19 protein-coding genes and 2 tRNA genes are annotated in these 22258 nt (G+C 62.4%); 15 read left to right on the forward strand and 6 right to left on the reverse strand.

Translation table 11 applies throughout. The features are described from left to right. The first annotated feature begins 47 nt into the window (after positions 1-47). From araH to F0A16_RS12040, 3 genes are all read left to right on the forward strand, one after another. Entirely contained in the window at positions 48-1049 is a 1002-nt protein-coding gene (gene araH, locus F0A16_RS12030) for an L-arabinose ABC transporter permease AraH (protein ID WP_149435648.1), read from the forward strand. A 219-nt stretch (positions 1050-1268) separates the two neighbouring features. Beyond that, entirely contained in the window at positions 1269-2669 is a 1401-nt protein-coding gene (locus F0A16_RS12035; RefSeq protein ID WP_149435649.1) for a GntP family permease, read from the forward strand. A gap of 77 nt (positions 2670-2746) precedes the next feature. Further along, a complete protein-coding gene (locus F0A16_RS12040; protein ID WP_149435650.1) occupies positions 2747-4510 on the forward strand; it encodes an IlvD/Edd family dehydratase in 1764 nt (587 codons plus the stop codon). 35 nt (positions 4511-4545) lie between these two features. Here the strand turns inward: F0A16_RS12040 and F0A16_RS12045 are convergent, their stop codons facing one another. Next, positions 4546-4965 carry a secondary thiamine-phosphate synthase enzyme YjbQ gene (locus F0A16_RS12045; RefSeq protein ID WP_149435651.1) on the reverse strand — a complete coding sequence of 140 codons (420 nt, stop codon included), beginning with the start codon at positions 4963-4965 and terminating at the stop codon, positions 4546-4548. Between the two features lie 252 nt (positions 4966-5217). Here F0A16_RS12045 and attM point away from each other — a divergent pair, with 252 nt between their 5' ends. The 3 genes from attM to F0A16_RS12060 all read left to right on the forward strand — a co-directional run bounded on the left by attM (position 5218) and on the right by F0A16_RS12060 (position 8818). Then, positions 5218-6003 (forward strand): AttM family quorum-quenching N-acyl homoserine lactonase, encoded by a 786-nt coding sequence (attM, locus tag F0A16_RS12050; RefSeq protein ID WP_149435652.1) that lies wholly within the window; start codon positions 5218-5220, stop codon positions 6001-6003. Between the two features lie 111 nt (positions 6004-6114). Further along, a complete protein-coding gene (locus F0A16_RS12055; protein WP_149435653.1) occupies positions 6115-7242 on the forward strand; it encodes a zinc-dependent alcohol dehydrogenase family protein in 1128 nt (375 codons plus the stop codon). A gap of 196 nt (positions 7243-7438) precedes the next feature. Then, positions 7439-8818, forward strand: a complete 1380-nt coding sequence (locus F0A16_RS12060; RefSeq protein WP_149435654.1) for a class II fumarate hydratase — start codon at positions 7439-7441, stop codon at positions 8816-8818. A 131-nt stretch (positions 8819-8949) separates the two neighbouring features. Here F0A16_RS12060 and F0A16_RS12065 read toward each other — a convergent pair whose 3' ends face one another. The 3 genes from F0A16_RS12065 to F0A16_RS12075 form a co-directional block, all read right to left on the reverse strand. Then, positions 8950-9963, reverse strand: coding sequence for an endonuclease/exonuclease/phosphatase family protein (locus F0A16_RS12065; RefSeq protein ID WP_149435655.1), 1014 nt, complete (start codon positions 9961-9963; stop codon positions 8950-8952). 193 nt (positions 9964-10156) lie between these two features. Continuing rightward, positions 10157-11683, reverse strand: a complete 1527-nt coding sequence (gene glpD, locus F0A16_RS12070; protein ID WP_149435656.1) for a glycerol-3-phosphate dehydrogenase — start codon at positions 11681-11683, stop codon at positions 10157-10159. A 189-nt stretch (positions 11684-11872) separates the two neighbouring features. Continuing rightward, a complete protein-coding gene (locus F0A16_RS12075; protein WP_149435657.1) occupies positions 11873-12679 on the reverse strand; it encodes a DeoR/GlpR family transcriptional regulator in 807 nt (268 codons plus the stop codon). Positions 12680-13130: 451 nt separating this feature from the next. Between F0A16_RS12075 and F0A16_RS12080 the strand changes: the two genes are divergently transcribed. The 9 genes from F0A16_RS12080 to F0A16_RS12120 all read left to right on the forward strand — a co-directional run bounded on the left by F0A16_RS12080 (position 13131) and on the right by F0A16_RS12120 (position 20771). Continuing rightward, positions 13131-13207: transfer RNA gene (locus F0A16_RS12080), tRNA-Val, on the forward strand. Positions 13208-13239: 32 nt separating this feature from the next. Beyond that, positions 13240-13316 (forward strand) — tRNA-Val (locus F0A16_RS12085). 434 nt (positions 13317-13750) lie between these two features. Then, positions 13751-14860, forward strand: a complete 1110-nt coding sequence (locus tag F0A16_RS12090; RefSeq protein ID WP_149435658.1) for an ABC transporter ATP-binding protein — start codon at positions 13751-13753, stop codon at positions 14858-14860. Continuing rightward, positions 14861-15973, forward strand: coding sequence for an ABC transporter ATP-binding protein (locus F0A16_RS12095; protein ID WP_149435659.1), 1113 nt, complete (start codon positions 14861-14863; stop codon positions 15971-15973). Then, positions 15957-16823 (forward strand): carbohydrate ABC transporter permease, encoded by an 867-nt coding sequence (locus F0A16_RS12100; RefSeq protein ID WP_149435660.1) that lies wholly within the window; start codon positions 15957-15959, stop codon positions 16821-16823. The genes F0A16_RS12095 and F0A16_RS12100 overlap by 17 nt, the downstream gene beginning before the upstream one ends. Before the next feature lie 7 nt (positions 16824-16830). Beyond that, entirely contained in the window at positions 16831-17631 is an 801-nt protein-coding gene (locus F0A16_RS12105) for a carbohydrate ABC transporter permease (protein ID WP_149435661.1), read from the forward strand. Positions 17632-17661: 30 nt separating this feature from the next. Continuing rightward, positions 17662-17934, forward strand: coding sequence for a DUF2160 domain-containing protein (locus tag F0A16_RS12110; protein ID WP_149435662.1), 273 nt, complete (start codon positions 17662-17664; stop codon positions 17932-17934). Positions 17935-18087: 153 nt separating this feature from the next. After that, on the forward strand, positions 18088-19764 hold the full coding sequence (locus F0A16_RS12115) for an ABC transporter substrate-binding protein (protein ID WP_239023820.1): 1677 nt from the start codon (positions 18088-18090) through the stop codon (positions 19762-19764). 173 nt (positions 19765-19937) lie between these two features. Continuing rightward, on the forward strand, positions 19938-20771 hold the full coding sequence (locus F0A16_RS12120) for an HDOD domain-containing protein (RefSeq protein WP_149435663.1): 834 nt from the start codon (positions 19938-19940) through the stop codon (positions 20769-20771). A gap of 44 nt (positions 20772-20815) precedes the next feature. Here the strand turns inward: F0A16_RS12120 and F0A16_RS12125 are convergent, their stop codons facing one another. Beyond that, positions 20816-21289 (reverse strand): GAF domain-containing protein, encoded by a 474-nt coding sequence (locus tag F0A16_RS12125; protein ID WP_149435664.1) that lies wholly within the window; start codon positions 21287-21289, stop codon positions 20816-20818. Between the two features lie 117 nt (positions 21290-21406). Continuing rightward, the gene (locus F0A16_RS12130; RefSeq protein WP_149435665.1) at positions 21407-22204 is read right to left on the reverse strand and encodes a MetQ/NlpA family ABC transporter substrate-binding protein; all 798 of its coding nucleotides are present in this window, start codon (positions 22202-22204) and stop codon (positions 21407-21409) included. Positions 22205-22258 lie beyond the last annotated feature (54 nt).

Here is a 22258-nt window from a genome sequence, read left to right on the forward strand (position 1 = left end):
GCCACGGATTTCCACGAGAGCTCTGAATCGCAAGAGGATTCGACAACATGAACGACAAAGCTGCCACCCAGTCGACGTCGCCCGTCGAGGGGCGCAGGGGACTTCCCAAGCCGCTACGGACGCTGCTGGACACTTCGGGGCTGATCGCCGTTTTCATCCTGCTGTTCATTGGCCTCTCGGTGTTGGTGCCGGACTTCCTGACCGGACGCAACATCGTCGGCTTGCTGCTGTCGGTGACGCTGATCGGTACCATTGCCACCACCATGATGATGGTGCTGGCGTTGGGAGAGGTGGACCTGTCCGTCGCCTCCATCGTTGCCTTTTCCGGCGTGGTGGCGGCGATGGTGACATCCACCAGTGGCAGCGTGGTGATCGGCGTGCTGGTGGGGATCGCGGCGGGCGCCGCTGTCGGCGCCTTCAACGGCTTCGTGGTCGCCCGTTTCGGCATCAACTCGCTGATCGCCACGCTGGCCGCGATGGAGTTCGTGCGGGGACTGGCCTATATCACCTCCGGGGGCGACGCGGTGATGATCACCGTGCCGGGGTTCTTCGATCTCGGCAGTGCGTCTTTTCTGGGGCTGACGCTACCGGTGTGGACGATGATCGGCTGCTTCCTGGTTTTCGGTGTCGTTCTGAACATGACGGCGTTCGGTCGCAACACGCTGGCGACGGGGGGCAATTCGGAAGCGGCCAGCCTCGCCGGGGTCAACGTCCGCCGCCTGAAAATCATGGTATTCGCGCTCCAGGGACTGGTGGCCGGTATCGCAGGCGTCTTGCTCACCTCGCGGATGGGGCTGGGCGATCCCAATACATCGCAGGGGCTGGAACTGGCCGTCATCTCGGCCTGTGTGCTGGGCGGCGTCTCTCTCTCCGGCGGCGTCGCCTCGATCACCGGCGTGCTGGTCGGGGTGTTGATCATGGGCTGCGTGCAGAACGCGATGGGGCTGCTCAACGTGCCCACGTTCTATCAGTATCTGGTACGCGGGGCGATTCTGCTGCTGGCGGTCATGTTCGACCGCTGGAAGCAGACCCGGCGCGCCGGTGGCTGACGGGCGTCGAACGAAAACTGCAACTTTGGTCGGGTCGCCTGAGCCGCCTTGTATGACGAAGCCGGGGCGCCGTGCTCCAGGCGTGTCTATCGATAACCAAAGACATATTACTAGTACGGTAAATTGACATTTCTTGGTTATCAGAAATTGGCGCTAACGTAGCGGTACCCCACGGCGAGCATTTCAGGCTGGAGCCGTGGCAGGAGTCAGGAGGACGCCATGCAAGACACGACACAGGCGGCGGCCGGTCTCCCCACCTTGGGTTTGATGGGGATCGCCGCTGCTGCCATCACGATTCTGCTGATCTTGATCATTCGGGTGCGCCTGCATCCGTTCTTCGCGCTGGTCATCGTCAGTATCGGTACCGCGCTGGCGACCGGGATCTCGGTCGGCGATCTGCTGCCGACGCTGTTGGGAGGTTTCGGCAAGACACTCGGCAACGTGGCGTTGCTGATCGGGTTCGGTGCCGTGCTGGGCCGTCTCGTCGCGGTATCGGGCGGCGCACGCGTATTGGCCGATACGCTGATTCGCTTCTTTGGCAGCAAGCGGGCACCCCTCGGGCTGTCGATCGCCTGCCTGCTGTTCGGTTTTCCGATCTTTCTCGACGCGGCCTTCGTGGTGATGCTGCCGGTGATCTATTCGGTTGCCCGCGAGCTCAAGGCGTCGCTGCTGCTCTACGGGCTTCCGGCCGCGGGGGCGTTTCTGGTCATGCACGCATTGATGCCGCCGCATCCCGGGCCCGTCGCGGCCGCCGTGTTCCTGCACGCCGACATCGGTCAGGTGCTGTTCGTCGCACTGCTGGTGGGGCTGCCGACCTGGTACGTGATGGGTTATCGGCTGTCGCTGATGCTGGCCAATCGCTCGCCGTTCCAAGCAGTACCCAACCTGATGGGCGGAGAGAGCGAGGAGATTCCGCCAGAGAAGCGTCCGGCCTTCGGCACCGTACTGCTGGTACTGCTGCTGCCACTGGTGCTGATCTTTCTCAACACCGGACTATCGACGCTGGGGCAGAGCGGGGTTATCGATGGCGACAACCCATTGGTCTCCGCGCTGATGGTGATTGGCGAGACGCCGATCGCACTGCTGATCAGCACCTGTATCGCGATGTGGCTGCTGGTCATTCGTTCCAGCGAGCGCGGGGCGATGGATTCGATCAACGAGATCGTCGAGCAGGCGTTGTCGCCGGTCTGCAGCATCATCCTGATCACTGGCGCTGGCGGCATGTTCGGCGGGGTGCTGACGGCCAGCGGTATCGGCGATGCGCTGGCGGACAGCCTGCAGGCGTTCGGGCTGCCGGTGATCCTCGCCGGCTACGTGATCGCATCGGTGATTCGGATCGCCCAGGGCTCGGCAACGGTGGCGGGGACCACGGCGGCCGGCATCATGGCCCCGGTGGTGCTGGGAGATCCGGCACTGGCCGGGCTGCCCGCCGCCTGCATCACCGTGGCGATCGTCGCGGGCGCCATCGGTTATTCCCATGTCAACGACTCCGGCTTCTGGCTGGTCGGTCGGTTCCTCGGTGTCGACACCAAGACCATGCTCAAGACCTGGACGGTGATCTCCACCGGTATTTCGCTGATGTCGTTCGGGCTGGCATGGCTGGCATTTTCCCTGCTGTGACGCTGCCCGCGATTCCTGACAACACCTGGACGACTGCCGTGACCGTCATCCACTGACGATGGCTCGAGGAGAGAGAGATGAGCGATTCATCGGATAGACCCCACAACAAGCGCCGACTGCGCTCGGCCCAGTGGTTCGGTACCGCCGACAAGAACGGCTTCATGTACCGCAGCTGGATGAAGAACCAGGGCATTCCGGACCACGAGTTCCAGGGCAAGCCGATCATCGGCATCTGCAACACCTGGTCGGAACTGACACCCTGCAACGCGCACTTCCGCAAGCTCGCCGAGCACGTCAAGAAGGGCGTGCTCGAGGCTGGCGGCTATCCGGTGGAGTTCCCGGTGTTCTCCAACGGCGAGTCCAACCTGAGGCCGACGGCGATGTTCACCCGCAACCTCGCCAGCATGGATGTCGAGGAGGCGATTCGCGGCAATCCCATGGATGCCGTGGTGCTGCTGGTGGGCTGCGACAAGACCACGCCGGCGCTGCTGATGGGGGCGGCGAGCTGCGACATTCCAACGATCGTGGTGACCGGCGGGCCGATGCTCAACGGCAAGCACGAGGGCAAGGACATCGGCTCGGGGACCGTGGTCTGGAGACTCTCCGAAGAGGTCAAGGCCGGCAAGATATCGATCCATGAGTTCATGGCCGCCGAAGCCGGCATGTCCCGCTCGGCCGGCACTTGCAACACCATGGGCACGGCCTCGACCATGGCGTGCATGGCGGAGTCGCTGGGGGTGTCGCTGCCGCACAACGCCGCGATCCCGGCGGTGGATTCGCGCCGCTACGTGCTCGCTCATCTCTCCGGCAACCGCATCGTCGAGATGGTCGACGAGGATCTCAAGCTGTCGAAGGTACTGACCCGCGAGGCGTTCGAGAACGCGATTCGAACCAATGCCGCCATCGGCGGTTCGACCAATGCGGTGATCCATCTCAAGGCGATCGCCGGGCGCATCGGGGTCGAGCTGCCGCTGGACGACTGGACCCGAATCGGTCGCGGCACGCCGACCATCGTCGACCTGCAGCCCTCCGGACGCTTCCTGATGGAGGAGTTCTACTACGCGGGCGGCCTGCCGGCCGTGCTGCGCCGGTTGGGCGAGGCCGACCGGCTGCCCCACAAGGACGCGCTGACCGTCAACGGCAAGACGATCTGGGAAAACGTTCAGGACGCACCGCACTACGACGACAAGGTGATTCGCCCGCTGGACAACCCGCTGCGCGAAGATGGTGGCATCTGTATTCTGCGCGGCAACCTGGCGCCCAACGGTGCGGTGCTCAAGCCCTCTGCTGCCAGTCCCGAGCTGATGAAGCATCGCGGTCGCGCGGTGGTATTCGAGAACTTCGACGACTACAAGGCGCGCATCAACGATCCCGAGCTTGAGGTCGAGGCCGACGACATCCTGGTGCTGAAGCACTGCGGTCCGCGGGGTTATCACGGCATGGCGGAAGTCGGCAACATGGGCCTGCCGCCTAAGATCCTCGAGCAGGGCATCACCGACATGGTGCGTATCTCCGATGCCCGCATGAGTGGTACCGCCTACGGCACGGTGGTGCTGCACGTGGCCCCGGAGGCGGCCGCCGGCGGACCGCTGGCGGCCGTCCACAACGGCGACTGGATCAGCCTGGACTGTGACAGCGGCAAGCTGGAGCTCGAGGTCGACGACGCCGAGATCGCGCGTCGTCTGGCCGAGGTCGACCCCACCGCGGCGTCGAACCGGATCGCCAGCAGCGGCGGCTATCGCCAGCTCTACATCGAACGGGTGCTGCAGGCCGACGAGGGGTGCGACTTCGACTTCCTGCGCGGCTGCCGGGGCGCCGAGGTGCCGCGCCACTCGCACTGAGGTGGCCGTAGGGCGGATTCAGACAGCAACTTGCATCATTCGCCCATCAGCGTGGCGGTGACCTTTCTGGCGCCGCCATGTTGGCGATGTTCGCCCAGCCAGATGCCCTGCCAGGTGCCGGTGAGCAGGCGGCCGTTTTCCACCGCCAGGGTCAGTTGGGTGCCGAACAGGCTCGCCAGCACGTGAGCGGGCATGTCGTCTGCGCCTTCCAGCGTGTGCCGCATCCCGGAGAGGTTCTCGGGTGCCAACTGGCTGGCGAACAGCGCCATGTCGTGGCGCACGTCAGGATCGGCGTTCTCGTTGAGGGTCAGCGAGGCCGAGGTGTGCATCAACTGCAGATGGAGCAGGCCGGTACGGATCTCGGCCAGCCGTGGCAGTGCCGCCAGGACCTCGTCGGTGACCAGATGAAAGCCGCGCGGGCGCGCGGTGAGCGTGAAGGGTTGACGATGCCACATGGCCGAGACTCCTCGATCGATTTTCTGAAAGTCGGCATGATCGGTCGGGACTGGATGAGGTGCCGACACGCCGCGGGGGCTGTCTGGGACCAAAGTCCGCTGGTCACGCCGTTTGGCGGTGTCCTACTCTGACATGTCCGATCCCCCGGCTGCGAGCGTCGGGGCCGCTGGCGGATGTTGCATCTTTCGCCGTGCTCGCACCGCAGTCGGCGGCAATGTCGTCTTCATGTGGCACAAAATCAGGAGTGCGTCATGACTACCCCTCGTCTTTACATGTTCCAGACCGGCACGCTCAAGTGCCGGGTGTGCAATATCAAGATGAATGCGGGGCTGGACGAGTACGAGATCCCCGTGCCCTGGTATCTCATCACGCACCCGGAGGGAAATGTCGTCATCGATGGTGGCTGTGCCGTCGAGTGCGCCAGCGATCCCGAGAAGCACTGGGGCGATATCACCGCGGTCTACTGGCCCGTGATGCGTGAGGAGGAAGGTTGTGTCCAGGCGCTGAAGAATTTCGGCATCGAACCCGAGGACATTCGCTATGTCCTGCACAGCCATCTGCACCTGGACCACACCGGGGCGACCGGGCGCTTTCCCAACGCCACTCATATCGTCAGACGTCGCGAATACGAGTATGCCATGGCCCCGGACTGGTTCTCCGCCGGCGGCTATATTCGCGCGGACTTCGACCGCCCCGGATTGAAGTGGCATCTGCTCGAGGATGGCGACGACGGCTACGACGTCTTCGGCGACGGCACCATTCGTTTCATCTTCACGCCCGGCCATGCGCCTGGGCATGCCAGTTTCCTGCTCCGCTTGCCCGAGACCGGGCCGGTGCTGTTGGCCGTGGACGCGGCATACACCACCGATCACTGGGAGGAGAAGGCCTTGCCGGGCTTTCTTGCCTCGACCGTGGACACGGTGCGATCCGTGCGCAAATTACATGCCCTGGTCGAGAAGACCGGCGCACTCGTGGTGACCGGGCATGACCCGGTGGCATGGCCGACATTCCGTCATGCGCCCGAATACTACTCGTGATCATGGCTCTTCATCACGACTCCTCTCTGATCGTGCCGCCAGGCAGACGAACGTAAACCACGCCCGGCTCGTTCAAGCGAGCCAGGGCGATCCGTGAAATGGGATGCTGATATGAAAATCCATGCCGCCGTGATTCATGAAATGCACAGGCCCCGACCCTATCGGGAATCGATGCCGCTGTCGGTCGAGGAGGTCGAGCTGGAGGGGCCGGGACCGGGTGAGGTTCTGGTCAAGATGCGTGCCGCTGGGCTGTGTCATTCGGATCTGTCCACGATCAACGGGGATCGGCCACGACCGTTGCCGATGGTGCTGGGGCATGAGGCGGCCGGCGAGGTCGCCGAAGTCGGCGAGGGCGTAACCGACCTGGCGCCGGGCGATCATGTGGTGTTCTCCTTCGCGCCGAGCTGCGGGGCGTGTTCTTCGTGTCTGTCCGGACGAGCGGCGCTGTGTCAGCCCGGTGCGGCGGCCAACACCGCCGGGCATCTGCTTGGTGGTGGCATGCGGCTGCACAAGGGCAACGACAAGATCTATCACCATATCGGCGTTTCCGGTTTCGCCGAATATACGGTGGCTTCGCGGCGTTCGTTGACCAAGATCGACGAGAACCTTCCCTTTCACATTGCGGCCCTGTTCGGCTGCGCGGTACTGACCGGCGTTGGTGCCGTGGTGCACACTGCCGGGCTCCGGCTGGGGCAGTCGGTACTGGTCGTCGGCCTGGGTGGCGTGGGGCTGGCGGCGGTGATGGGGGCGGTCGGCGGCGGCGCGCGGCAGGTGATCGCGGCGGATATCGCGCTGGACAAGCTCGAGACGGCCAAGGCGATGGGGGCGACGCACATCGTCAACAGCGGCGATCCTGACGCCATCGAGCAGGTGCGCGAGATCAGCGGCGGCGGGGTGGATATCGCCGCGGAGTTCGCGGGCGTCGCCAAGGCGCTCGAGTTCGCCTATGAATCCACCGGCCGCGGCGGCACCACCGTGACCTCCGGCCTGCCGCATCCCGACGTCCGGCTCGCCATCAGTCCGACGCGCATGGTCGCCGAGGAGCGCACGCTGAAAGGCTCCTATCTCGGCGGGCACGTGCCATCGCTGGACGTGCCCGAGTATATCGCGCTCTATCAGTCGGGAAGACTGCCCGTCGACAAGCTGCTGACCCATCGGCTAACACTCGACGAGATCAATCTCGGCTTCGATCGTCTGGCCGACGGGAAGGCGATTCGCCAGATCATCGATTTCGACTGAGTGCGTCTGGTCCCCCGGTGGAGGCGCTCTCCGGTGTATTATGGCTGCCTCCCGACATCCGCCGCGCGAAGTGGATGCAGTGTGGCCAGCGACTGACTGCTAGTCTTGACTGAGTCTAACGAGAACCTGGGGATCGGCGGTGTGTCGATCTCCCGTGGTTCCCTGGCATTTCATCCGTCATCGATAGGAGAAGGTCATGGCTCAGACACGAGTCGAGCGCGATAGCATGGGCGAACTGAACGTTCCCGAGAGCGCACTCTATGGCGCGCAGACCCAGCGTGCCGTCAACAATTTTCCGATCAGCGGCCAACCGCTGCCACCGGCATTCATTACCGCAGTCGCGCATATCAAGCGTGCCGCCGCGGAGGTCAACCGTGAGTTGGGGTTGCTGGACGATGACAGGGCGAGAGCCATCATGGCGGCGGCCGACGAGATCATCGACGGCAAGCACGCCGATCAGTTCCCGATCGATGTCTTCCAGACGGGATCGGGAACTTCGACAAATATGAACGTCAACGAGGTGATCTCTCACTTGGCCAGCCGGGGAGGCCTGGAGGTCGGCCCCAACGATCACGTCAACATGGGGCAGTCGAGCAACGATGTGATCCCCACGGCCATTCACCTCGCCGCGGCGACACAGGTTCGTGAGCGCCTGTTGCCGGCGCTCAACTATCTGAGATCAACCATCGACGACAAGGCAAAAGAGGTCGATGACGTAGTCAAGACCGGGCGTACGCACCTGATGGATGCGATGCCGGTTCGCCTGAGCCAGGAGCTCGGTGGCTGGTCCAGCCAGGTCGATCAATCGATCGAACGACTGGGAGACGGTCTCAAGCGCATGACCCGCTTGGCGTTGGGAGGCACGGCCGTCGGGACCGGCGTCAATGCTCATCCCGATTTTGCCGAAAAGGTGGCGCAGCGCCTCGCTATCGATACGCACCTCGACTTTCGGCCCAATGACAGTTTCTTCGCTAGCCTGGCGTCCCAGGACGCGGCGGTGGAACTCTCGGGCCATCTCAAGACCTATGCCGTCGCGGTGATGAAGATCGCCAACGATCTGCGCTGGATGAACTCCGGTCCGCTCGGTGGTCTGGGCGAGATCGAGTTGGAGGCACTGCAGCCGGGCAGTTCGATCATGCCAGGCAAGGTCAATCCGGTGATCCCGGAATCCGCGGCCCAGGTCGCCGCTCAGGTCATCGGCAATGATGCCGCCATTACGGTGGGCGGACAGAGTGGCAACTTCCAGCTCAATGTGATGCTGCCGTTGATTGCGCACAACTTGTTGGGCTCGATCAAGCTGCTGGCCAATGTGAGCCGCCTGTTGGCCGACCGCGCCATCGCCACTTTCAACGTACGTCGTGACAACATCGAGAGCCCGCTATCGAAGAATCCGATTCTGGTGACCGCGCTCAACTCCGTGATCGGCTACAACGCGGCAGCGGCGGTAGCCAAGAAAGCCTATCAGGCAGGGCGGCCGATCATCGATGTGGCCGAAGAAGAAACCGATCTCTCCCGCCAGGAACTGGAGCGCCTGCTTGACCCGGCCAGGCTGACCAGGGGGGGAATCCCGGAGTAGCTTCCGTCTTCACTTTCGGCCAATGTCTCCCGCCAATGCCCATGCGAGGGGCATTCGGCAGCCGATACGACAACGCCACCTCGAAATGGGTGGCGTTGTCGTCAAGATGGATTGCCTCGGGCGAGGAGGGTTCAGACAGGCGCCTCGCCATGACGATCCTGCGCTTCTTCGATGGTTTCTTCCGCGTCTTCCTGCTCGTCGCTATCAGCTTTTTCGGGCTCGTTCTCGGTCGCGCGGGTCGGGTTGTGACGTATCGTGACCAAGATCGGGAAGTGATCGGATCCCATTTCCGGCAACCGCTCCATATGGACGAGAGTGAAATGCTCGGTGACGAAGACGTGATCCAGGGGCCAGCGCAGCATCGGATATTTGGCGTGGAAGGTGCTGTACTGGCCGCGTCCGCGACGCAGATCGAGCATGCCGCTGATCCTGCAGAACAGTTTCGTCGTCGGTGACCAGGCGACATCATTGAGATCCCCGGCAATGACGGTGGGTTCATTGCTCTCGGCGATGGTCTGGCCCACCAGCAGCAGTTCCGCGTCGCGCCATAGCGACTCATCGCTTTCCGATGGCGCGGGCGGCCTTGGGTGCAGGGCGTGGAAGCGAATACGACTACCGTCTCTCATCTTTACCCAGGCGTGAATCGAGGGGATGTCGTCCTGGATCAGGCATTTGACCTTGACATCTTCCAGTGGCAGACGGGAGTAGAGATGCATCCCGTAGAGATTGTCGAGAGGGATGCGCACCGCTTCCGGCATCGACTTGCCGATGGCGGCGTCCAGTTGATCTCCCCACCACTGATCGGACTCCAGCGTCAGCAAGATATCGGGTTCGTGCTCGTGGACCAGATCGATCAACTTCGATGCCTGGCGATTGGGGGTCAGCACGTTGGAGACGAGCAGCTTGAGTTCGTGTTCCGGCGCGTATGAGTTGGATCTGACTACCGTACATCTGGCCAGGGGCGTCCACGGGTAGATGCGCGCCCACTGAATGACCGCCGCGATCACACTGGCGGTAACGCCGGCCCAATGCCACCAGCTTACGGGTTCGAACGCGAGTTGAATCAGCGCCAGAATGGTGGCGACGATGGCGATCTGGAGAAGCGGGAAATCGAAACTGCGAACGCTCCAGTGGCGAATTCGCATGTAAGGCGCCAGGGTGATCAACAGCGCGAGGCAGCCGAGAAAGCGCGAGGCAGCCGAGAAAGCTAAACAGGAGTTGCAGCAAGGGAGGATTCCTTGTGTCGGAGTAGGGCGCCGTGCTGGGTCAAGCGTAGCAGAAACGCGATTCGTACCCTCGACAGTATGGTTTTCCGAGAACCTCGTGACAGCTAATTCCTCATGATACTTTGGATAGGGAGTCTAGAGCGACGATGCCGGGATGCTGGTCGAGGTAGCGCGACAGCGTCTGCTGTTCGTCGCTGGTCAGACGTAGCCCCAACTTGCTGCGTCTCCACAGGATGTCCGCGCTGGTGCGCGCCCACTCGTGCTCGATCAGGTAGTCGACTTCGGCACGGGTGAGGCCACTGCCGAAATGCTGGCCGAGATCTTCCTGGCTCTGCTTGCCGTTCAGGAAATCGAGACAGAGTGAACCGTAGCTGGAAGCGAACCGCTCAACCCGTTCCCGTCCGAGAAACGGGTATTCATCCACGAGTCGATCGGCGAATGCCTGGCGTGACTCGATATCGCCGCCGGGCAGCCTGGCGTCGGCCGTCCAGGGTTGCCCCATGGTAGGCAGCAATGGCTCGAGTTTACGCATGGCCGCCTCGGCGAGCTTGCGGTAGGTGGTGATCTTGCCGCCGAAGATCGACAGCATCGGCGCGCCGTGCCGGTCGAGGTCGAGGGTATAATCGCGGGTCATCGCTGACGGGTTTTCCGACTCGTCGTCACAAAGCGGGCGGACGCCGGCGTAGGTCGAAATCACGTCCTCGCGGCTCAGCTGCTTGACGAAGTGAGAGTTGAGCACGTCGAGCAGATAGTCGATCTCCTCGTCGTTGATGCTGACCTGGGAGGGATCGCCCTGGTAACGGCGATCGGTGGTGCCGATCAGGCTATAGCGCTGCTGGTAAGGCAGCACGAAGACGATACGACCATCGCGATTCTGCAGAATGTAGGCGCGATCGTCATCATTGAGCCGCGGCACGATCAGATGGCTGCCCTGAATCATGCGGATGCCGTAGCGCGAGTCGCGCTTGGCATTGCCCTTGACGAAAGACTCCACCCAAGGGCCGGCGGCATTGACCAGCACCTTGGCACGCTGTTCCTGGCGCTTCCCGGTATCCAGGTTCTCGAGGCTGACCACCCACTGACCGTGCTCCTCGCGAGCCTCGACGCAGCGCGTGCGAACTCGGATGTCGGCACCTTTTTCCCGTGCCTGGATCGCGTTCAGCACGACTAGCCGAGCATCGTCCACCCAGCAGTCGGAGTACTCGAATCCGCGCTTTATCGTCGGCACCAACGGGCTTTCCGAACCGAATCGCAGGCGCTTGGCGTTGGGCAGGCTGTCGCGGTGGCTGAGATGATCGTAGAGAAAGAGGCCGGCGCGAATCATCCAGCCGGGCCGCAGGTGCGGCTGATGAGGCAGGATGAAGCGCAACGGCCAGACGATGTGCGGCGCTTTGCGCAGCATGACTTCCCGTTCCTTCAGCGCTTCGCGCACCAGGCGAAATTCGCGGTGCTCGAGATAGCGCAATCCTCCGTGGATCAGCTTGCTGCTGGCGGAAGAGGTGGCACTGGCCAGGTCCGACTGCTCGCACAGCAGCACGGAGAGGCCCCGGCCGGCGGCGTCGTTGGCGATGCCGGTGCCATTGATGCCGCCGCCGACGACGATGAGATCGTGGACGTGGTGCTGCGTCGTTGAGGCCATACCGTCCTCCGGGAAGGATAATGGAGTGAATGTTCGATTACGAAAATAGAGTAATCACTTCCGAACATCAATAGGCGCGAGGCGGTTTCCTCGACCAATGGAGGAGCCATGATGGAGGGAATCGGACGGTAAGAGGTGGGCTGGTATCGAGGCCGGCGCGTGGCCGGCCGACTCATGAGATCTCGAGCATCAGCCCGCGTAGGCGGGCAGGGCCTCGATATCCGCGGGTATCGAAGGATCGGCGACGTAGAGCGCCACATCATGCTCCCGCATCAGCCTGCGCAGCGCGTCGGGTGGTTGGCGATCGGTGAAAAAGGCATTGATCTGGCTGAGGTTGCCCTGGCGTACCACGGCGTTGCGGTGGAACTTCGAATGATCCGCCGCCAGGAAGACCTGGCGGGAGTTGCGCAGGATGGCCTGCGCAACGCGAACTTCCTGATAGTCGAATTCCAGCAGCGAGCCATCGCCATCGATGCCGCTGATACCGATGATGCCGTAGTCGACCTTGAACTGATTGATGAAATCGATGGTGGCTTCGCCGATGATACCGCCGTCCCGCGAGCGAACCTGGCCGCCGGCGACGATGACGTTGAAGTCGGTCTTGTGCTGCAGAATGGCCGCCACGTTGAGGTTGTTGGTGATGACCTCGAGCCCGCTGTGCTGGCACAGCGCTTCGGCGATGAATTCATTGCTGGTGCCGATGTTGATGAACAGCGACGAGGAGTCGGGAATGTGGCTCGCCAGCATTTCGGCGATACGGCGCTTGGCGTCCAGGTTCAGCGTCTTGCGCGTGTTATAGGCGGTGTTGACGGTACTCGACTCCAGGCCCGCGCCGCCATGGACCCGTTTGACGACGCCCTCTTCCGCCAGTTGATTGAGATCGCGGCGCACCGTCTGGGGCGTGACGTCGAAGTCTCTGGCGAGCTGTTCGATCGAGGCATAGCCTTGCCGTTTGACCAGCTCGACGATGGCTTCGTGACGTTCCTGCTGTGTCATGGTGGTTTCCTGCCGCGTTCCGTTGACGATTCTGTGACTGATCCGAGCAGTCAGTTTATCAAAGCTGCAGGGCTTGCCGTTGTCTCGGTTGGCCGTATCGGGGCCTTCATGGCTACGACCATGGTCTAGGTGTTGGAAAGCGAATTCGCATTGTTGCCAACCGAAAACGAAGCTAGGCAGGGTATCTCGATCATCCGGCCTGCGGCAGCGCCATGCCGCAGGGCTCCTTTCACAATCTGGGAAAACGGAAAGGGGCGACAGGGGCATCGCCTCGACGTGGCGGTATTGGGGCGCGCTGGGGACGCCCGACGCCAACGCCGTGGTCCGGAAGGAATTATCTCGCCATGACAGGCAGTTGGAGGCAATTTTTTTACGGTCAGAGGGTTGCATTCTGTGTCCGCCCGGGTAAAATTCGCATCCGTTGTCACGGCGAGCTCGTCGTAATCAATGCAGGACCGTAGCTCAGTTGGTTAGAGCGCCACGTTGACATCGTGGAGGTCAGCGGTTCAAATCCGCTCGGTCCTACCAGCAGTTCACATCGGCATGCGACGATGCCATCCAGGACCATAGCTCAGTTGGTTAGAGCGCCACGTTGACATCGTGGAGGTCAGCGGTTCAAATCCGCTTGGTCCTACCAGATTCGAAACCCGAGCTTCGGCTCGGGTTTTTTGTGCCCTGCCATCCCTGGCGGGCACCATGCTGGCTGTCGCTGGCGCGACGTCAAAAATCGCTCCCGGCGATTTTTTTGTGTCCGCGATTTCCCATTCCGCCATGCACCGACCATCGGCGCGCTGCCTTCAACGTCCGGCTCCTCGCATCCCCGAGTCATGTTGGTTTTCGAACAAACACTCTCGAAAGAACGCTTTTCTCAATGCGGTCATGCCACCGAAACTCGCATGGCGTGTTGGACATTAGTGGTTAAGACTAAGGTTTTAATTGAATTAACGATTTATAAAACAAATATTTAGAATGCTGTCGTGGTCAGTGGCGGTGCCTACTTTTTTCGTCGTATAGCTTTATAAAAAGAGTGTTTTAGGATGCTCGAAAGAGAAAAAGGGAACGGCGCCACTCATGTCATTACAACTCGATAACGTGACACTGTCGGTGCGAGGCGAAACCTACATCAGCGATGCCAGCCTGACGTTGGACCCGGGGTCATTCAATGTACTGCTGGGACACACGCTGGCGGGCAAGACGACATTGATGCGGCTGATGGCCGGGCTGGACAGGCCCGACCACGGCAAAGTGTACCTCGACGGCCGTGACGTGACTCACTTGCCGGTCCGCCAGCGTAATGTCTCGATGGTTTATCAGCAGTTCATCAACTATCCCACGCTCACGGTCTTCGACAATATCGCCTCGCCGCTCAAGCAGGCCAGGGTGCCGCGTCAGGACATGACTCGCCGGGTCGAGGAGACTGCGACGATGCTGGGAATTCAGCACCTGCTGGGACGTTATCCGCAGGAGCTATCCGGTGGTCAGCAGCAGCGCACGGCAATGGCCAGGGCGCTGGTCAAGGATGCCGATCTGGTGTTGTTCGACGAGCCGCTGGTCAACCTCGACTACAAGCTGCGAGAGGCGCTGCGGGTGGAGATGCGCAAGCTGTTCGAATCGCGCAACACCATCGCGGTCTACGCCACCACTGAGCCCGCCGAGGCGCTGGCACTGGGCGGGACGACGACGCTGCTGCACCAGGGGCGCATCGTCCAGAGCGGTCCCAGCGACGAGGTCTATCGCCATCCCCGTAACCGTGAAGCTGCCACGCTGTTCGGCGAGCCCCCCATCAACCTGATGCCGATGACGATCCAGGGCGACGAGTGCCGTGTCGCCGATCAGCGCCAAGCACTGCCCGAGATCTGGAAATCGCTCTCCGAGGGTGAATACCAGGTTGGCATCCGGCCTCATCACTGGTCGCTCCTGCCGCTCTCGGAGGCGGCGTTGCACCTGCCGGTCGTCGTGCGCGTCGCGGAGATCAGCGGCTCCGAGACCTTTTTGCACCTCTCGCATGACCGGATCGATCTGGTCGCGCACCTGATCGGGATTCACGAGTTCGGCGTGGATCAGTCGCTGGACGTCCAGGTCCCGTTTCGCCAGCTCTTCGTGTTCGAGCCCGGGGGCGACCTGGTGCTGTCACCTCCCTCATCGCGATCGACATCGCCCGGCGTGCGAGGAGACCTGTAGATGGCTGAAATCCGCCTGGAACAACTGGCCCATCGTTATCACGGTGCGCCCTCTGGCCCGGCCGACTATGCGCTCAGGCCGATGGATCACGTCTGGGAGCAGGGCGGGGCCTACGCGTTGCTGGGGCCCTCGGGGTGCGGCAAGAGCACGCTGCTCAACATCATTTCCGGTCTGCTGGTGCCCTCGGAAGGGCGCGTGCTCTACGACGGCAAGTCGGTCAACGATCTCACCCCGCAGCAGCGCAACATCGCCCAGGTTTTCCAGTTCCCGGTGGTCTACGACACCATGACCGTCCACGAGAACCTGGCGTTTCCGCTGCGCAACCAGGGGCAGCCTCGAGAGCGCATCGATGCCCGGGTAAGAGAGGTGGCCGAGGCGCTGGAGATCGAGCCGCTGTTGAATCGGAAGGCGCAGAACCTGACGGCGGACGAGAAGCAGAAGGTGTCGATGGGGCGCGGCCTGGTGCGCGACGACGTGGCGGCGATCCTGTTCGACGAGCCGTTGACGGTGATCGACCCGCAGCTCAAGTGGCGCCTGCGGCGCAAGCTCAAGGAGATCCATCAGCGCTTCAACGTGACGATGGTCTACGTCACCCATGACCAGTTGGAAGCGTCCACCTTCGCCGACAAGATCGCGGTGATGTACGAAGGCCAGATCGTCCAGTTCGGCACCCCGCGTGAGCTGTTCGAGAACCCGCAACATACCTTCGTCGGCTACTTCATCGGCAGCCCCGGCATGAATCTGCTGGAGATCGCGCTGGGGGCGTCGGGCGTCGAGTTCGACGGCCACGCGCTGGCGGTGCCCGACGCGATCGCCGCCCAGCTTCGGCAGCGCGAAGGCGGTCGACTGCAGGTCGGCATTCGGCCGGAGTTCGTGCAACTGGTGGCGCCCGACGACGCCGTCCTGCACGGCTACGTCGATCTGGTCCAGGACCAGGGCACCTTCAAGATCGTCGACGTGCGCCTCGATACGCCATCGGCGCCGGTGGTCAAGGCGCGCCTGGGAGAGGAGGCTGGCGTTCCCGAAGGGCGAACCGGCGTGCACTTCCCCGAAGCCTGGCAGCGCTTCTATATCGATGACCATCTGGTGGGAGTGGGTGATGAAAACCTATAACAACAAGGCCTGGTGGTTGGTACTGCCGGTGTTCGTGCTGGTGGCCTTCAGCGCCATCATCCCGATGATGACGGTGGTCAACTATTCGGTACAGGACATCTTCGACCCGAGCACGCGCTACTTCGTGGGCACCGAGTGGTACCGGGAGATCCTGGTGGATCCGAGACTGCACGATTCGCTGGTGCGGCAGTTCATCTACTCGTTCTGCGTGCTGGCCATCGAGGTGCCGCTGGGTATCGTCGTGGCGCTATCGATGCCTCGGCGAGGGTTGGGCGTGCCGTTCAGTCTGATCCTGCTGTCACTGCCACTGCTGGTGCCGTGGAACGTGGTAGGGACGATCTGGCAGATCATCGGGCGGGAGGACATCGGCCTGTATGGCTGGACCCTCAACAGTCTGGGGCTCGACTACAACTACGCCTCCAATCCGCGGGATGCCTGGATCACCGTGCTGGTGATGGATGTCTGGCACTGGACGTCGCTGGTGGCGCTGCTGTGCTATTCCGGGCTGCGCTCGATTCCGGACGTCTACTACCAGGCGGCGAGGATCGATCGCGCCTCTCACTGGGCGGTGTTTCGATTCATTCAATTGCCGAAGCTCAAGAACGTGCTGTTGATCGCGGTCATGCTGCGCTTCATGGACAGCTTCATGATCTACACCGAGCCGTTCGTGCTCACCGGTGGCGGGCCGGGCACCGCTACGACCTTCCTCAGCCAGACGCTGACCCAGATGGCGCTTGGCCAGTTCGACCTGGGTAGGGCCGCGGCTTTCTCCTTGATCTACTTCCTGATCATTCTGCTGGTGACCTGGGTGTTCTACACCGCCATGACCCACAACGACGACAAGGGATGACGCCGCCATGAGACTGCGCAAGAGCCTGGTGATGCTGGTCTATCTGCTGTTCGTGCTGGTGCCGATCTACTGGCTCGTCAACATGTCGTTCAAGTCGAACCGGGAAATCCTCGGCGGACTGACACTCTGGCCCACGACGCCGACGCTGGACAACTACCGGGTCATCTTCACCGAGCCGACCTGGTACATGAGCTATCTGAATTCCCTGAGCTATGTCTCGATGAACATGCTGATTTCGCTGCTGGTGGCGTTGCCGGCCGCCTATGCGTTCTCGCGCTATCGCTTCCTGGGCGACAAGCACATGTTCTTCTGGCTGCTGACCAACCGAATGGCACCACCGGCGGTTTTCCTGCTGCCATTCTTCCAGCTCTACTCGGCGGTGGGGTTGTTCGACACGCCGATCGCGGTGGCACTGGCGCACTGCCTGTTCAACGTGCCGCTGGCGGTATGGATCCTCGAGGGCTTCATGTCGTCGGTGCCCAAGGAGATCGACGAGACCGCGTATATCGACGGCTACACCTTTCCCAAGTTCTTCATCCGGATTTTCCTGCCGATGATTCGGCCCGGCATCGGTGTCACGGCGTTTTTCTGCTTCATGTTCTCGTGGGTCGAACTGTTGCTGGCGCGGACGCTGACCTCGGTCGATGCCAAGCCGATCGTGGCGCAGATGACCCGCACGGTTTCGGCGTCGGGGATCGACTGGGGCGTGCTGGCGGCCGCGGGCGTGGTCGCGCTGCTGCCCGGCATCGCCGTGATCTATTTCGTGCGCAATCACGTGGCCAAGGGCTTCGCCCTGGGACGCGTCTGATCCGTCTGGCCAGAGAGAGGGGGAGTCACCATGGGTTGGATGGCCTGGACACTACCGACGGGACTGTTCTTTGCCGGGATCGCGGCACTGCTGGTGGCGATGACGGTCTGGCAGACCGTATCGCCCGGCCGAGAGCGCAAGGGGTTTCTACCGATCTCCACGTCTCGGGGCGATCGGCTGTTCATTGGACTGCTGGCGGCGGCATACGGCCATTTGCTGGTTCTGGCACTGACCGACTGGCCGCTCTGGATCGCGACGGCGATCTGCGTGGCAGGAATGGCAATCATCATGAAATGGGGGTAACGCATCGACCAGGGATCATTGCTCTTCGGATAGCGCCAAGACAGCAAATGCAGCATAACAACGAGGGTTAACGCTATGTTCGATATCAAGCACGCCAGATCGCCACGCCGAATGCCTCTGGGCATCGGCATCGGAGTCGGCCTCGCGGGTCTGATGGCCGTTTCGGGAACCGCGATCGCCGATCAATATCAGGACGCCGCCAAGCGCTGGCTGGGTGACGAGTTCAAGACCTCGACGCTCACGCCCGAGCAGCAGATGGCCGAGATGCAGTGGTACATCGACGCCGCCAAACCGTTCCGTGGCATGCAGATCAATGTCGTCTCGGAGACGCTCACCACTCACAAGTACGAATCCGAGGTGCTGGCCCGCGCCTTCAGCGAGATCACCGGCATTCAGTTGAAGCACGACCTGATCCAGGAAGGGGACGTGATCGAGAAGCTGCAGACCCAGATGCAGTCCGGTCGCAACATCTACGATGCCTACGTCAACGATTCCGACCTGATCGGTACGCATTTTCGCTACGGCAAGGTGGTGCCGATTTCCGACATGATCGAGGGCGACGGGGCCGAAGTGACCTCGCCGACGCTGGATCTGGATGATTTTATCGGGCTCTCTTTCACGACCGGCCCGGACGGCAAGGTTTACCAACTGCCCGACCAACAGTTCGCCAACCTCTACTGGTTCCGCGCCGACTGGTTCGATGATCCGGATCTCAAGGCGCGCTTCAAGGAAAAGTACGGTTACGAACTGGGCGTACCGGTGAACTGGTCGGCCTACCAGGACATCGCCGACTTCTTCACCAATGACGTCCACGACATCGATGGCCAACGTGTCTACGGCCACATGGATTACGGCAAGAAGGATCCCTCGCTGGGATGGCGCTTTACCGACGCCTGGTTCTCGATGGCCGGGGCCGGCGACAAGGGCATTCCCAACGGCTTGCCGGTCGATGAATGGGGAATCCGAGTCGAGGATTGTCGGCCGGTGGGCTCGAACGTCACCCGAGGTGGCGCCACCAACGGCCCGGCCGCGGTGTTCGCGACCCAGAAGTACATCGATTGGCTGCACGCCTACGCGCCGCCGGAAGCCCAGGGCATGACGTTCTCGGAAGCGGGACCGGTGCCGGCGCAGGGCAATGTCGCCCAGCAGATCTTCTGGTACACGGCTTTTACCGCCGATATGACCCAGCCGGGCCTTGCTGTAGTCAACGAGGATGGCACGCCCAAGTGGCGGATGGCGCCGTCGCCGGTGGGGCCGTATTGGGAGGATGGCATGAAGAAGGGCTATCAGGACGTGGGGTCCTGGACCTTCATGAAGTCGACGCCCGAAAAGAACCGTCTCGCCGCCTGGCTCTACGCCCAGTTCGTGACCTCGAAAACGGTCTCGCTGCAGAAGACGCTGGTGGGGCTGACGCCGATTCGCGAGTCCGACATCCAGTCCCAGGCGATGACCGACGCCGCACCGAAGCTGGGTGGCCTGGTCGAGTTCTACCGCAGCCCGGCGCGACTGCAGTGGTCGCCGACCGGCACCAACGTGCCGGACTATCCCAAGCTGGCGCAGCTGTGGTGGCAGTATATTTCCCAGGCCGTCAGTGGCGAGACCAGCGCGCAGCAGGCCCTGGATGGGTTGGCGGACGCCCAGGACCGGATGATGGAGCGTCTGGAGCGGGCCAACGTCCAGCCAAACTGCGGGCCAAAGCTGAACGAACCCCGCGATGCGCAGTATTGGCTGGATCAGCCCGGCGCGCCCAAGCCCAAGCTCGACAACGAAAAGCCGCAAGGCAAGACCGTCCCCTACGCCGAGATGGTGAAATCCTGGCAGGAGAGTTAAGGATAGGGGGCGTACTCGATATGGGTGATTGCTGTCGCCTGGGCGGCGACCTTCCCGCCGGTTTTCCGGCGGGATTTTTTTGTCCCACCAACCCGTAACGGCCTATTCTGCCCCTCGCTCTCACGACTTTTGCCTGGGCGATAGATAACATGGGGGGATAGCAGGAGTAGACCATGCCATTCAACTCGCTTTTCGAACACATTCACCAGTTACCCAGCGTGCCCGCCGTCGTCACCGAGCTGATTGCCAGCCTGGATAACGACAGAATCAGTGTTCACCGTGTTTCCGCCACCATTCACAAAGATCCCAACCTGAGCCTGAAGCTGCTTCGTTCGGCCAATTCCGTGCGATATGGCGTAGGGCGCAACGTGGCGACGATCGACGACGCCTTACTGCTGCTGGGATTCGATCGCGTACGCACGCTCGTCATCGCCTCGGGCATGGTCGGTATGCTCAAGGAGGTCCCAGGACTCGATCGCAAGGCGTTCTGGCGTGAGTCGTTCATGGTCGCCAATATCAGCCGCACGATAGTCCGTCACAGTCAGTTGGGCGATCTGGCACCGGAGACCGCGTTTACCTGCGGCATCCTGCATCACGTGGGGTCGGCGTTGATGCACATCGCCGATCCGGAAACCATGCGACGAATCGATGCGCTGGTGGCCCAAGGTGCCCCTCGCGCCGAGCTGGAAGCCAACCAGTTCGGCTATACGTTCAGCGAGGTGGGCGCGGAGCTGTGTCGGCGCTGGCGCTTCCCGGAGACCATCTGCAACGCGCTCACCTATCAGGACAAGCCGCTGGATGCCGTGCCGTTCTCGCCCTATGCCGCTGCCGTGCACCTGGCGATCGAGCTCTATCACAATATCGCCAGCGGGCGCCGGGAGGAGCACGCCCTGGGGGAGATGCCGCGGGAGGTTCGTCGGCCGCTGGCGCTGGATCTGCTGGCGCTCTACGAAGATATCCTGCAACTGGTGCGCTCGGACGACGAACTGGGTGTCTTTCTGGATTGAGACCGGGCTTCCGTGCCTCAATCGCGGGTATGGAGCGGCCGTCTTCAGGCGGGTGGCGTGCTCGCAATCAGGTCGCTGGCGTCGCTGAACACGCGACACAGGTGTTCGACACCGGCCTGGTCCGCGTGGCTGAAGCGTGCAGGCACCGGGCTGTCGATATCCAGCACCCCCCAGACCTCTTCACCCAGGAGAATCGGTACCACCAGTTCGGAGCGGGAGGCGGCATCGCAGGCGATATGGTCCGGAACGGCGTGGACATCGTCGACTCGCTGGGTCTGGCGCGAGCGTGCCGCGGCACCGCAGACGCCTTTCGAGAACGGGATCGGGTTGCAGGCGGGCAGGCCCTGGAAGGGGCCGAGAATCAGCGTCTCGGGCTGACGCTGGAGGTAGAAGCCGACCCAGTTCAGGTCGTCGAGGGCCTGCATCAGGAAGGCGCTGGTCTGGGCGGCGTTGGTCAGCCAGTCACGCGTGTCCAGCAGCGCTGTCAGTTGACGCTCGAGGAGATCGTAATCGGTCATCGTGGATGTCCTTCGTGGGGGAACGGTCAGGGGCGGCGCGGAAACGAAAACCAGCGCCGAGGCGCTGGCTTTCGTGCAGATGACTCGCGTCTCGTCATGTTCGTGACGATGGCGTGATCATTTCCAGCCGGGAACGGCGCCCCCCTGGAACAGCTCCTGGGCCTTGTCCGCGACCGCATCGGACTGGTAGGCCTTGACCAGTTCCTGAATCTCCTTGCGGTCCTGGTCGCCGCCCCGCACGACGATCAGATTGACGTAGGGGGAGTCCGGCCCTTCCTTGATCAGCGCGTCGTCCAGGGTCAAGCCGGCGGGCTGGGTGAAGGTGCTGTTGATGAAGGCCATGTCGACGTCCTGCAGCACGCGCGGCATCTGGGCGGCCTCGATCTCCTTGAACGAGTAGTCGTGCGGGTTCTCGGTGATGTCGATCGGTGTCGCTTCCAGATTCCCGGCATCGTCGAGCGTGATCAGCCCGTGCTTGTCGAGCAGAATCAGCGACCGCCCTTCGTTGGTCGGATCGTTGGGTACGGCGATCGTCGCGCCGTCCGGCAGCTCGTCGATGCTGTCGTACTTGGCGGAGTAGGCGCCGATCGGATAGACGAACGTCTTGCCGGCGATGGCGAAGTCATAGGCGCGGTCGTTGACCATGGACTGCATGTAGGGTTCGTGCTGATAGGCGTTGGCGTCCAGGCTGCCATCGGCGAGCGCGGCATTGGGCGTCACGTAGTCGGTGAACTCGACGATCTCGACATCGAGGTCGTACTTCTCCTTGGCGACCTGCTTGGCCACCTGCATCACATCGGTCTCGGGGCCGGCCATGGTACCGACCTTGATGGTGTCGGCGGCTTGCGCGGCGCTGGCGACCAGCCCAAGGCTTAGTGCGGCGGCGCTCAGCGTGCGTGTGAGTGAAATCGGCATTTGGCGACATTCTCCCTGATGATGAGACGTTCGGGCATGGATTCGATGCCCGGT

Origin of the sequence: Salinicola corii, assembly GCF_008298015.1 — a bacterium.
GTDB classification, from domain to species: Bacteria; Pseudomonadota; Gammaproteobacteria; order Pseudomonadales; family Halomonadaceae; genus Salinicola; species Salinicola corii.